Genomic DNA, 12,698 nt, shown 5'->3' on the forward strand with positions numbered 1-12,698 from the left:
GGTAGAATTGTCCGTTATGTCTGACGGCCCCCTCATCGTCCAGAGCGACCGCACCGTGCTGCTCGAGGTCGCGCACCCGGATGCCGAGACCGCGCGCCACGAGCTGGCGATCTTCGCCGAGCTCGAGCGCGCTCCCGAGCACATCCACACCTACCGCATCACGCGCCTGGGGCTGTGGAACGCCCGCGCCGCCGGGCACGAGGCCGACGACATGCTTGCCACGCTCGAGCGCTGGTCGAAGTTCCCCGTTCCGCCGTCGGTGTCGCTCGACATGCGCGAGACGGTGAACCGCTACGGGCGGCTGGTGATCGAGCGCGACGACGTCGACGGCGCGAGCGCCCTGGTGCTGCGGTCGACGGATGCCGCGGTCCTGACCGAGGTGTCCAAGAACAAGCGGATCCAGCCGCTGCTGATCGGACACCCCTCCGCCGACACGTACGTCGTGGATGCGTGGGCGCGCGGAGCGATCAAGCAGGAGCTGCTGAAGATCGGCTGGCCCGCCGAAGACCTCGCCGGGTACACGCCTGGTACGCCGCACCCGATCGACCTGGTGGAGGGCGACTGGCATCTGCGGCCGTACCAGCACACCGCGGTGGACAAGTTCACCGACGGCGGCTCGGGCGTCGTGGTGCTTCCCTGCGGTGCGGGCAAGACGCTCGTGGGGGCCGGCGCGATGGCCGAGACCAAGACCACGACCCTGATCCTGGTCACCAACACGGTCAGCGCCCGGCAGTGGCGCGACGAACTGCTGCGGCGCACCACGCTGACCGAGGACGAGATCGGCGAGTATTCCGGGCAGATCAAGGAGATCAAGCCCGTCACGATCGCGACCTACCAGATCCTCACCGCGAAGCGGAAGGGCCAGTACGCCCATCTGGCCCTGCTGGACGCCCTGGACTGGGGCCTGATCGTGTACGACGAGGTGCACCTGCTGCCGGCGCCCGTGTTCAAGCTCACCGCCGACCTGCAGGCCCGACGACGGCTGGGCCTGACGGCGACGCTCGTGCGCGAGGACGGCCGCGAGGGCGACGTGTTCAGCCTCATCGGCCCGAAGCGCTTCGATGCGCCGTGGAAGGAGATCGAGTCGCAGGGCTTCATCTCGCCCGCCGTCTGCTACGAGGTGCGCGTCGACCTGCCCGAGGGCGACCGGCTGGAGTACGCGGCATCCGCCGACGACGACCGGTACCGGCTGGCGGCCACGGCCCCGGCCAAGATCGGGGTGGTCAAGGACCTCGTGGCCCGGCACGCCGGCGAGCGGATCCTCGTGATCGGGCAGTACCTCGACCAGATCGACATCCTCGCCGACGCCCTGAACGCCCCGAAGATCACCGGCGCGACCCCGGTGGACGAGCGCGAGCGGCTGTACCAGGCGTTCCGCGAGGGCGAGATCGAACTGCTGGTGGTCTCGAAGGTGGCGAACTTCTCGATCGACCTGCCCGAGGCATCCGTCGCCATCCAGGTGTCGGGGTCGTTCGGCTCGCGGCAGGAGGAGGCGCAGCGCCTCGGCCGCCTGCTGCGCCCGAAGCAGTCGGGGCACACCGCGAGCTTCTACACGCTCATCGCCCGCGACACCGTCGATCAGGACTTCGCGCAGAACCGGCAGCGGTTCCTGGCCGAGCAGGGCTACGCCTACACGATCCTCGACGCCGACCAGCTCGCCGCGGCCTGACGCCGACAGGTCGTTGCAGAGCCGCGCGCAGTGCGACCGAGACGGAGGGCCGGCACCCGACTGCTCGGGTACCGGCCCTCTCGCCTGGCGAGGACCTGCGCTCAGTCCGTCAGCGTGATCCGATCCAGCGGACCGGGGGTGTACGGGCTGACCGCGGTCAGGTGCTTCGCGAAGGCGTCGATGTCGAGGCCGCCGTAGTAGACGTCCGTCCCGTCGAGGAACGTCGGGAACCCGTCCCCGCCGCCGGCGAGGAAGTTGTTCGTCACCACGCGGTAGGTGGCGGCATCCTGCAGCGGCTCGCCGTTCAGCACGACGTCGCCGAGGGCCAGCGTCGACGCCGAGTACGAGTAGGTGAACTCCTTGTTGATCTGCAGCACCTTGTGCGACGCGGCGTTCGGCCCGCTCCACTGCTCGACCAGCAGCTGCTTGATCTGCGCGCCGGTGAGCGAGAGCGAGACCAGGTAGTTGTTGAACGGCTGCACCGTGAACGCGTCGTTGAACGTCACATCGCCGTCCGCGTCGTGGCCGAGGTCGGCACGGATGCCGCCGGGGTTCATGAACGCGATGACCGGTTCGTCGGTGGTGCCCGGCACCGTGCCGACGACGCTGTCGTCGGCCAGCTGCGCATCCGCGATCAGGTCGCCCAGCTGCGATTCGCCGGCATCGTCCTGCTTCTTGGTCACGTCGCCGGTGACCTGGCCGAGGACGCGGCCCGCGATCGGCGCCACGAGCTCCTTGTAGTGCGCGATCAGGGCCGTCTCGACGGGGTCGGGGGCCACGTCACGCGTGACGAGCATGTTCGCGCTCTTCACCGAGGTGCGCACGATGTCCTGCGTGCGCTTGTCGTAGGTCAGGGTGGTGTCGGTGAACAGGCGCCCAAACGACGACGCCGAGGTCACCATGCGGTCGTTGCCCGCCGGGTCCTTGATGTCGCACACGTACGGCTGGTGCGTGTGACCCGAGATCACCATGTCGATGGCCGGGTCGAGGTTCTTCGCGATCGGGATGATCGGGCTCGTCGGGTCCAGCTGCGCGCCGTTCGCGCACGCGGCGTCGTATGACGGGTTCACCGTGTACGACGTGCCCTCGTGGTACCACGTCTGCTGTCCGGGCGCGCCGCCCTGGTGGATCAGCACGACGATCGCATTCACGCCCTGCTCCTTGAGGACCGGCACGAGCGCGTTCGCCGTGGCCACCTCATCCTTGAATTCGAGGCCGGCGACACCGGCCGCCGTCACGATCGAGGGTGTGTCCTTCAGCGTCATGCCGATGAACCCGATCTTGGCGCCCTTGATGTTCTTGACCGTGTAGGCGGGCAGGATCGTGTTGTCCGTGCCCTGCTCGACCACGTTCGCGGCCAGGTAGTCGAAGCTCGCACCCGGGAAGGTGCCGTCGGGGCAGGAGTTCTGGTTGTTCGCGCCGTCGCCGTCGTCGATGCAGCCGCCGTCGGCCATGCGCTGCAGCTCTTTGTAGCCCTCGTCGAACTCGTGGTTGCCCACGGCCGAGGCGTCGAGCTTCAATGCGTTCATCGCGAGGATCGTGGGCTCGTCGTGGAACGCGCCCGACAGCAGCGGCGAGGCGCCGATGAGGTCGCCGGCGGCGACGGTGAGCGAGTAGGGGTGCCCCTTGCGCGCCTCGGCGAGATGCGTCGCCAGGTACTCGACGCCGCCCACGTTCTCGGTCACGTCGACGGCTTCGCCCTTGTCGTTCAGCGCATGGTCCACGACGAGCCGTCCGCTCGAGCCGCCCGGCGCCTCGAGGTTGCCGTGGAAGTCGTTGAACGACAGCAGCTGGATGTCCATCGTCGGGCCGTTCGGCGCCGGGTGGGGCTTGTTCGGCGCGGCCTGCGCGGGCGCGCTCATCGCCATCGCGACCGCCGCGGCCATGACGACCGCGGCCGCTCCCGCGAGCCGCTTCGGGGATTTCTTCAAGGGATTGACCACGGGTTCTCTCCGTTTCGGGTCCGCGGCGCCGACGGGTTGCGGGCACCGACGATGGGAAAGAACCTAGCGCACAGCGGCCGTTACCTGAAGAGTCCAGATGGCTTCGCCCAGAATCGGCTGAAAGAGTTCAGGCGCGGTTCGCGGCGGGTTCATCCGGCTCAGGCCGGACGCGCGTAGCGCAGGAACGCGAACCCCTCGTCGTCGTGCAGGACGTTGCGCAGCACGAGGCTGCGATCGGCCTCGCCGGCGCCGGCGACGATGCGCCCGGCGTTGCCTCCGACCACGCGCGGCGAGAGCGTGAGACACACCTCGTCGACGAGGTCCGCGTCCAGCAGCGAGCCGAACAGGTGCGGCCCGCCCTCGCACAGCAGCTGCGGCATCCCCTGTCCGGCGAGCCCGTCGACCATCGCCGCGAGGTCCACGGCGTCCTGCCCGCACACGAGCACGTCGGCGACCTCGCCGATCGCCGATCGCCGCGCGCCGTCGGCCGCGGCGCACGTGACCACCACCGGACGCGACGCGGCCTCGGCGAACACGGGGGCATCGGGGCTCAGGGCGAGCCGCCGGCTGATCACCACGAGCCGCGGCGCGTCGGCGAGGCCGTGCGCGCGCCGCCAGGCGAGATCCTCCTCCGCCGGCCGCACACCCCCGTACCCCTCGACCCGGACCGTGCCGGCGCCGACGAGGATCGCGTCGGCCATGGCGCGCAGCACTTCCATCAGCGCCCGGTCGGTCGCGCCCCCGAGCATGCCGCTGCGACCGCCCAGGGTCACCGCGCCGTCGACGCTGGCGACGAAGTTCATCCGCACCCGGGGCGCCGCCCGATCCTCCAGCGCATAGGCCCGAAGCAGCTCGTCCCGTTCGATCATGCGTCTCCCCGATCGGTCGCCTGCGTCAATCATTCCCCTCAGGACGCGTGTTGTGCAGTTCGTAGGCGGGTTCGCGCCAGCCGAGGATCGCCTCGATCATCCGCAGCGCGTCCACGGTCTCGCGCACGTTGTGCACGCGGAACAGCCGGGCCCCCTGCGTCGCGCAGAACACCGCCGCCGCCAGCGACCCCGAGAGCCGGTCGGTGCCGCCGCGGTCGAGGCTCTCGCCGATGAAGTCCTTGTTCGAGAGTGCGACGAGCATCGGCAGCCCGGTGCCGGCCAGCTCGCCCAGCCGTCGGGTCAGCTCGAGCGAGTGCCGCGTGTTCTTGTTCAGGTCATGGCCGGGGTCGACGATGATCCGTTCGCGCGGCACGCCGTGGGCGACGGCGCGGTCGACGCGCGCGCGCAAGAAGGCGGACACGTCGCCGATCACGTCGTCGTAGTGCGGCAGCGGGTGCTGCGTGCGCGGCTCGGCGAGGCTGTGCGCGATGACCAGGGTCGCCTGCGAGGCCGCCACGACATCGGCGATGGCCGGGTCGTGCACTCCGGTCGTGTCGTTGATGACGGCAGCCCCCGCCGCGATCGCCGCCCGGGCCACCTCGGGATGGAACGTGTCGACGCTGACCGGGCCGACCGCGGCCAGGGCCTGCACGACCGGCACGACCCGCTCGATCTCGTCGTCCACCGGCAGCGGCGGCCCGGGGGCGAACTTCACCCCGCCGACGTCGACGAGGTCGGCGCCCGCCTCGAACGCCGCGCGGCCCGAGGCGATCGCGGCGTCCAGGCCGAACGTCGCGCCGTTGTCGTAGAACGAGTCCGGCGTGCGGTTGACGATCGCCATCACCGCCAGGCGCCGCGAGAAGTCGATCTCGCGGTCGCCGATGCGCCGGATCGGATGCTCCAGTTCCGGCGCGACGATCACGCGGTGACCAGGTCGCCGAGCGGCACGTCGGGGTCGGCCAGCATCTCGAGGTCGACGTCGGCGGCCGAGGCGATGAGCTTCTGCACGTCCTCGTTCACGTCCCAGATGTTCACGTTCATGCCGCCGACCACACGCCGGCCCCGCACCCAGAACACGATGAACTCGCGGGCATCGACGTCGCCGCGGATCACCAGCTGCGCGTCCTTCATGAGCGACGGGTAGCCGCTGAGCTCCATGCCCAGGTCGAACTGGTCCGAGTAGAAGTACGGGATCATGTCGTGCTGCACGTCCTGGCCGAGCATCGCGCGGGCGGCGACCGGGCCGGAGTTGAGCGCGTTGGCCCAGTGCTCGCTGCGCACCCGCTCGCCGAGCACGGGGTGCATCGCGTTGGCGACGTCGCCGGCCGCGTACACGTCGGCGGCGCTCGTGCGCAGCGACGCGTCGGTGAGGATGCCGCGTTCCACGGCGATGCCCGCGGCTTCGGCGAGCTGCGTGTTGGGGATCGCGCCGACGCCGATCAGCACGAGGTCGGCGGGGACGGTCTGGCCGTCCACGACGACGCCGTCGGCGCGCCCGTCACCCGTGATCCGCTCGACGTTCACGGAGGTGCGCAGGTCGACCCCGTTCTCTTCGTGCATGCGGCGGAACACGCCGCCCATGTCTTCGCCGAGCGCGATCGCCAGCGGCACCGGGTCGCGCTCGAGGATCGTGACGTCGTTGCCCAGCTGCTTGGCGGCCGCGGCGACCTCCATGCCGATCCAGCCCGATCCGATCAGCACGAGCTTCTTGCCGCCGGCCGACAGCTCGGCCTTCAGCGCATCCGAGTCGGCAAGCCGACGCAGCATGTGCACGCCGGCGAGGTCGTGACCCGGGATCGGCAGCTGCCGTGGCGAGGAGCCGGTGGCCAGCAGCAGCTTGTCGTAGCCGAGCGTCGTGCCGTCCGAGAGCGTGACGGTGTGCGCCTCGGGGTCGATCGCGGTCGCGCTCGTGCCCTGCCGCACGTCGATGCGCTGCTCGCGATACCAGTCGTCGGGGTGCAGGATGACGGCATCCAGCCCCTCGTCGCCCTTCAGATACCCCTTCGACAGCGGCGGGCGCTGGTACGGGGTGTGCGGCTCGTCGGCGATCACGGTGATCTCGCCCTCGTAGCCCTCTTCACGCAGTGTCTGCGCGGCCGTGCCTGCGGCCAGGCCGCCGCCGACGATGACCATTCCTGCCATTTCTCCTCCTGTGGGTGTTTCCGTCTGTGATGTCCTCGTCGGCGATGTCTGCGTCGGCGATGTCTGCGTCGGCGATGTCTGCGTCGGCGATGTCTGCGTCGGCGATGTCTCAGTGCGGCCGCGGCGCGAACTGTGCGCGCAGGCTCTCATCATCACGGACAGCACCGCGGAATGCACGGGTGACCGTCGTCGAACCGGTCGAGCGCGCACCGCGCAGCGACATGCACATGTGCTCGGCCTCGAGCACGACGCCGACGCCGCGCGGGGCGAGGCAGGCGTCGAGGTGATCGGCGATCTGGGTGGTCAGCGTCTCCTGCACCTGCAGGTCGTGGGCGAACAGCTCGACGACGCGGGCGAGCTTCGACAGGCCCACGATGCGCTCGCCGGGCAGGTACCCGACGTGGGCGACGCCGCGGAAGGGCAGCAGGTGGTGCGCGCACAGCGAGACGAACGGGATGTCGCGCACCAGCACCAGGTCGTCGTAACCGTCGTCGTTCGGGAACGTCGTCATCGCGAACGGCTCGGTCGAGGTCAGCTCATGCAGGCTGGCGACGACGCGGCGCGGGGTGTCGGCCAGGTTCGGGTCGTCGAGGTCACGCCCGAGGGCGCGCAGAAGGTCGGCGACGGCGGACTCGGCCGCCACGACATCCACCGGGGATGGGGTGGATGCCGCTTCCACCGCCGTGAGCGACACCTGTGCTGCGATCGACATGAACGCCCCTCCTCGCCGGCACCGTGTCGGCTCGTGATTCCGACGCTACGACCCGCGAATTCTTTTGTCAAGATTCACTGTTTTAGATGTACACTGACGGCATGGGCATCATCGCCGACAACCGCGCCGCGGCCATCGCCGCCCTGGCCGATCCTGTGCGACGCCGAGTGTACGACCTCGTCGCGAGCACCACGGATCCGATCGGGCGCGACGAGATCGCGACGCGGTCGGGGCTGCCGCGTTCGACGGCGGCGTTCCATCTCGACCGGCTGGTCGAAGCCGGCGTGCTGACCACGGAGTACCGGCGGCTGTCGGGCCGCTCCGGCCCTGGCGCCGGGCGGCCGGCCAAGCTGTACCGCACGACCGCGTCCGAGATGGTGGGCTCGGTCCCCGAACGGCACTACGAGCTGGCCGGCGAGCTGCTGGCGGCCGCGGCCGAGCGCGCCGACCGCGACGGCATCCCGATGCGCGAGGCCGTCACCGCGCAGGCCCGCAACCTCGGAGCGGCCGTCGCCGAAGACCACCCGAGCCTCGAAGCGGCTCTGGACGCATGCGGCTACGACCCCGTCGCCGACGAGAGCGGAACCGTGCGACTGTGCAACTGCCCGTTCCACACTCTCGCCGACCGGCACACCGACCTGATCTGCGGCGCGAACCTGGCGCTGGTGGGCGGCATGGTCGAGGCCACTGGCGATCCCCGCACCGCACGGCTGGTGCCCCGGGCCGGGCACTGCTGCGTCGAAGTCGCCGCCGCCGGCAAGGGCGCCGGCGCGCGGCGCAAATCGACGACCTGACCGCGACATCCCCCAGAACACAGCGCTGTTCACCATAATGGGCACATGACCGCACCGCGCATTCTTGTCGTCGACGACGAACCGAACATCCGCGATCTGCTGATTACGAGCCTCAGATTCGCAGGCTTCCAGGTGCGTGCCGTCGCCAACGGCGCGCAGACCATCTCCGCCGTCCTCGAAGAGGAGCCCGATCTCATCATCCTCGATGTGATGCTCCCCGACATGAACGGCTTCAGCGTCACCAAGCGGCTGCGCGGTGCGGGCTACACCGCCCCGATCCTCTTCCTCACCGCCAAGGACGAGACCGAAGACAAGATCGAGGGCCTGAACGCGGGCGGCGACGACTACGTCACCAAGCCCTTCAGCCTCGACGAGATCGTCGCCCGCATCCAGGCGATCCTGCGCCGCACGATGCAGACCGACGAGGAGTCGGTCATCCGCACCGGCGAGCTGACGATGGATCAGGACACCCACGACGTGTTCGTCGGCGACGCTCAGATCGACCTGAGCCCGACCGAGTTCAAACTGCTGCGGTACCTGATGCTCAACCCCAACCGCGTGCTGAGCAAGGCCCAGATCCTCGACCACGTCTGGGAGTACGACTTCAACGGCGACGCCGGCATCGTCGAGAGCTACATCTCGTACCTGCGCCGCAAGATCGACCCGCATGCCTCCGAGTCGCTCATCCAGACCAAGCGCGGCTTCGGGTACATGCTCAAGGCCGGCAAGTCCTCCTGACCGGCACGGTCGTGGCCACGGAGCCGGATGCGGTCACCGGCTGGTGGCGCAGCCTCAGCCTGCGTGCGAAGGTGACCGGCGTCACCGTCGCAGTGCTGATGATCGGCCTGATCACGGTCGGCGCGGGCACCCTGGTCTTCCTGCGCAACGCGCTGGACGCGAACCTCGACACCCAGGTGCAGCAGCTCGCGGTCGCCGACGTCGGCACCAGCGTGTTCGACATCACGATCGACAGCGCCGACGGGGATGTGACGTTCACACCCAACCCGTCAGCGAACCTGCAGTTCTCCGGCTACTTCGTCGCGGTCTACGCGGCCGACGGCCGGCGTTTGGCGACCACCGGTCCCGAGACGCAGAACGGCCCGGTCTTCCCCGCGAAGATCACGACGCAGGACCAGCTGATCCGCGGGACGGCGCCGTTCACGATCGAGGGCGCCGCGGGGCCCGACTACCGGGCGAGCGTGGGGCCGCTGCAGGTGGGCAACCGCAGCGCCGTGTTCACCCAGCTGGTCGCGCTGCCCACCGCATCGGTGAACCGGATCATCGGCACGTTCCTGGGTATCTACAGCGTCTTCGCGATCCTCACCGTCATCGTCGGGGCGCTGGTGACGCGGTGGCTGGTGACCCTCGCGTTCCGCAGCCTCGGCCAAGTCGAGACGACCGCGATGTCGATCGCCGCGGGCGACTTCAGCCAGCGCATGACCGGCGTCGAGCCCGAGCACACCGAGGTCGGGCGGTTGAAGATCGCGATCAACGCGATGCTCGGGCGTCTGGACGCCGCCCTTGGGCAGCGCGATGCCGCGGTGCGGCAGATGCGCCGGTTCGTCGGCGACGCCAGCCACGAGCTGCGCACCCCGCTGGTGACCGTCCGCGGCTACGCCGAGCTGTATCGGATGGGCGCGATCCGCGGCGACGAGGACGTCGCCGTCGCCTTCGACCGGATCGAGAAGGAGGCGATACGGATGGGCGCGCTGGTCGAGGACCTCCTGGCGCTGACCCGTCTGGACGAGCGGCAGGAGGCGGTGCCGATCGTCCCCGTCGACCTGCGCCCGATCGTGCGCGATGCGGCGATGGACGTGCGGGCGGCCGCTCCTGGACGGCCGGTCGGCCTCGAGGACACGACGACCGGCGCCCAGCCGATCGTCCCGCTCACCCTGACCCTGGAGCCGGGCGCGCCCAGCGCACGGCGCAAGGCCGCCCCGACCGCCGGCAGGCCCGGCGGCGCCCGCGGTCTGCTGAGACGCCGGCCGCGCACGCCGGCCACCTCCGAGATCGAAGCCGCTCCTGCGCCCACCGAGCCGATCGCGGTGGCCGTGGCCCCCGAGCCCATCGTGCTCGGCGACGAGAACCGCATCCGGCAGGTCGTGGCCAACCTCCTCGCCAACGCGCGCCGGTACACCGCCGAGGACTCCCGCATCGATCTGTCGGTGGGAGTGGATGCCGCAGCCGGCACCGGCTGGATCTCGGTGGCCGATCACGGCGAGGGCATCCCCGAGCAGCTCCGCGACCAGATCTTCCAGCGGTTCTGGCGCGCCGACACCTCCCGCACCCGCGAGACCGGCGGCTCCGGCCTGGGCCTGTCGATCGTCGCGTCCATCGTGCAGGTCCTGCGCGGTTCGGTGACTGTGACCGAGACGCCCGGCGGCGGGGCGACGTTCCGCATCGCTTTCCCGCTGGCCGACACCACCGGGGCGGACACCAGGGCGATCGGCACCGCGCACTGACGCACCTCCTCCCCAGCAGGGCCGAGCGCGCGAGTTGTCCACATTCCGCCGTCGAGCGTCCCGCCGCTGTGGCCCCGGCGCCTAGCGTGGTCGCACGCAGACACGAAGGGAGCCTCCTCATGGCCGTCTATTCCGTCGACAGCGACGCGGTCCTCGGCGCGACCGCCGCCGTGCGCGGCACGATCGACCGGGTCCAGGGCGAGACGCAGGCCATGCTCGCCCAGCTCACGCAGCTGCAGTCCTCGTGGACGGGGTCGGCCTCGGCGGCCTTCGCCGGCGTGGTCGACCAGTGGCGCGCGACGCAGGCGCAGGTCGAGGCGAGCCTGGCCGCCATCAACCATGCGCTCACCGCCGCCGGGCAGCAGTACGCCGACGCCGAGCAGTTCAGCGCGGGCCTGTTCCGCTGACGCCGGCCGCGAAGGACGAAGCGCCCCTCCCGGAGGAGGGGCGCTTCGTTCGGTGACTCAGAAGTCCATACCACCGGTCGGGTCGGCCGGAGCCGCCGCAGCCTTCTCGGGCTTGTCGGCGACGACCGCCTCGGTCGTCAGGAACAGGCCCGCGATCGATGCCGCGTTCTGCAGCGCCGAGCGGGTGACCTTGGTCGGGTCGATGATGCCCTGCGCGAACAGGTCGCCGTACTCGCCGGTCGCGGCGTTCAGGCCGTGCCCCGAGGGCAGGCCCGACACCTTGTGCGCCACGACGCCCGGCTCCAGACCCGCGTTGGCGGCGATCTGCTTGAGCGGGGCCTCGATGGCGACCTTGACGATGTTCGCACCGGTCGCCTCGTCGCCCTCGAGGCTCAGCGCCTCGAAGGCCTTCTCGCCGGCCTGGATGAGCGCGACACCGCCACCGGCGACGACGCCCTCCTCGACGGCCGCCTTCGCGTTGCGGACGGCGTCCTCGATGCGGTGCTTGCGCTCCTTGAGCTCGACCTCGGTGGCCGCACCCGCCTTGATGACGGCCACGCCGCCGGCGAGCTTGGCGAGGCGCTCCTGCAGCTTCTCGCGGTCGTAGTCGCTGTCGGTGTTCTCGATCTCACGACGGATCTGCGTGACGCGACCCTCGATCTGAGCGGCCTCGCCGGCACCCTCGACGATCGTGGTCTCGTCCTTGGTGACGATGACCTTGCGCGCACGGCCCAGCAGGTCGAGGGTGGCGTTCTCGAGCTTGAGACCGACCTCCTCGGTGATGACCTGGCCACCGGTGAGGATGGCGATGTCCTGCAGCTGCGCCTTGCGGCGGTCGCCGAAGCCCGGGGCCTTGACGGCGACGGACTTGAAGATGCCGCGGATCTTGTTCAGCACCAGCGTGGCCAGCGCCTCGCCCTCGACGTCCTCGGCGATGATGACGAGCTCCTTGCCGTCCTGGATCACCTTGTCGACGACGGGCAGCAGGTCCTTGATGTTGCCGATCTTCTGGTTCGCGATGAGGATGTACGGGTCCTCGAACACCGCCTCCTGGCGGTCGGGGTCCGTGACGAAGTAGGGGTTGATGAAGCCCTTGTCGAAGCGCATGCCCTCGGTGAGCTCGAGCTCGGTGCCGAACGTCTGCGACTCCTCGACGGTGACCACGCCCTCCTTGCCGACCTTGTCGATCGCCTCGGCGATCAGGTCGCCGATGGTGGGGTCGGCGGCGGAGATCGACGCGGTCGCGGCGATCTGCTCCTTCGACTCGACCTCCTTGGCCGATGCGTGCAGCTGCTCGATGACGGCCGCGACGGCCTTCTCGATGCCGCGCTTGAGCGAGATCGGGTCGGCGCCGGCGGCGACGTTGCGCAGCCCTTCGCGCACGAGCGCCTGGGCGAGCACCGTGGCGGTGGTCGTGCCGTCACCTGCGACGTCGTCGGTCTTCTTGGCGACCTCCTTGACCAGCTCGGCGCCGATCTTCTCGTACGGGTCGTCGAGCTCGATCTCCTTGGCGATCGACACGCCGTCGTTCGTGATGGTGGGGGCGCCCCACTTCTTCTCGAGCACGACGTTGCGACCGCGGGGGCCGAGGGTCACCTTGACGGCGTCGGCCAGCGTGTTCAGGCCGCGCTCGAGACCGCGGCGGGCCTCCTCGTCGAAAGCGATGATCTTTGCCATGTGTGTGTCGTCCCTCCCGGACG

11 protein-coding genes are annotated in these 12,698 nt (G+C 70.1%); 5 read left to right on the forward strand and 6 right to left on the reverse strand.

Annotated elements, in window-relative coordinates:
* The first annotated feature begins 16 nt into the window (after nt 1-16).
* Entirely contained in the window at nt 17-1,669 is a 1,653-nt protein-coding gene (locus AC3RX0_RS13000; RefSeq protein WP_491506421.1) for a DNA repair helicase XPB, read from the forward strand.
* Nucleotides 1,670-1,770: 101 nt separating this feature from the next.
* Here AC3RX0_RS13000 and AC3RX0_RS13005 read toward each other — a convergent pair whose 3' ends face one another.
* The 5 genes from AC3RX0_RS13005 to folE form a co-directional block, all read right to left on the reverse strand.
* On the reverse strand, nt 1,771-3,612 hold the full coding sequence (locus tag AC3RX0_RS13005; protein ID WP_498165984.1) for a bifunctional metallophosphatase/5'-nucleotidase: 1,842 nt from the start codon (nt 3,610-3,612) through the stop codon (nt 1,771-1,773).
* Between the two features lie 158 nt (nt 3,613-3,770).
* A complete protein-coding gene (locus tag AC3RX0_RS13010; RefSeq protein WP_491506423.1) occupies nt 3,771-4,481 on the reverse strand; it encodes a pyrimidine reductase family protein in 711 nt (236 codons plus the stop codon).
* Between the two features lie 25 nt (nt 4,482-4,506).
* Entirely contained in the window at nt 4,507-5,400 is an 894-nt protein-coding gene (gene folP, locus AC3RX0_RS13015; protein ID WP_491506861.1) for a dihydropteroate synthase, read from the reverse strand.
* Nucleotides 5,400-6,623, reverse strand: a complete 1,224-nt coding sequence (locus AC3RX0_RS13020) for an NAD(P)/FAD-dependent oxidoreductase (protein WP_491506424.1) — start codon at nt 6,621-6,623, stop codon at nt 5,400-5,402. The genes folP and AC3RX0_RS13020 overlap by 1 nt, the downstream gene beginning before the upstream one ends.
* Before the next feature lie 109 nt (nt 6,624-6,732).
* On the reverse strand, nt 6,733-7,335 hold the full coding sequence (folE, locus tag AC3RX0_RS13025; protein ID WP_491506425.1) for a GTP cyclohydrolase I: 603 nt from the start codon (nt 7,333-7,335) through the stop codon (nt 6,733-6,735).
* Nucleotides 7,336-7,436: 101 nt separating this feature from the next.
* Here folE and AC3RX0_RS13030 point away from each other — a divergent pair, with 101 nt between their 5' ends.
* The 4 genes from AC3RX0_RS13030 to AC3RX0_RS13045 all read left to right on the forward strand — a co-directional run bounded on the left by AC3RX0_RS13030 (nt 7,437) and on the right by AC3RX0_RS13045 (nt 10,998).
* Complete coding sequence (locus tag AC3RX0_RS13030) at nt 7,437-8,129, forward strand: helix-turn-helix transcriptional regulator (RefSeq protein WP_491506426.1); 693 nt, start codon at nt 7,437-7,439, stop codon at nt 8,127-8,129.
* Nucleotides 8,130-8,174: 45 nt separating this feature from the next.
* The gene (locus AC3RX0_RS13035; protein WP_308491503.1) at nt 8,175-8,867 is read left to right on the forward strand and encodes a response regulator transcription factor; all 693 of its coding nucleotides are present in this window, start codon (nt 8,175-8,177) and stop codon (nt 8,865-8,867) included.
* 11 nt (nt 8,868-8,878) lie between these two features.
* Nucleotides 8,879-10,591 carry a sensor histidine kinase gene (locus AC3RX0_RS13040; protein WP_491506427.1) on the forward strand — a complete coding sequence of 571 codons (1,713 nt, stop codon included), beginning with the start codon at nt 8,879-8,881 and terminating at the stop codon, nt 10,589-10,591.
* A gap of 119 nt (nt 10,592-10,710) precedes the next feature.
* Nucleotides 10,711-10,998, forward strand: coding sequence for a WXG100 family type VII secretion target (locus AC3RX0_RS13045; RefSeq protein WP_491506428.1), 288 nt, complete (start codon nt 10,711-10,713; stop codon nt 10,996-10,998).
* A gap of 57 nt (nt 10,999-11,055) precedes the next feature.
* On the opposite strand, the gene groL is transcribed toward AC3RX0_RS13045, so the two are convergent.
* The gene (gene groL / locus AC3RX0_RS13050; RefSeq protein ID WP_491506429.1) at nt 11,056-12,675 is read right to left on the reverse strand and encodes a chaperonin GroEL; all 1,620 of its coding nucleotides are present in this window, start codon (nt 12,673-12,675) and stop codon (nt 11,056-11,058) included.
* Nucleotides 12,676-12,698: the final 23 nt, after the last annotated feature.

It is taken from the genome of Microbacterium sp. W1-4-2, assembly GCF_058349885.2.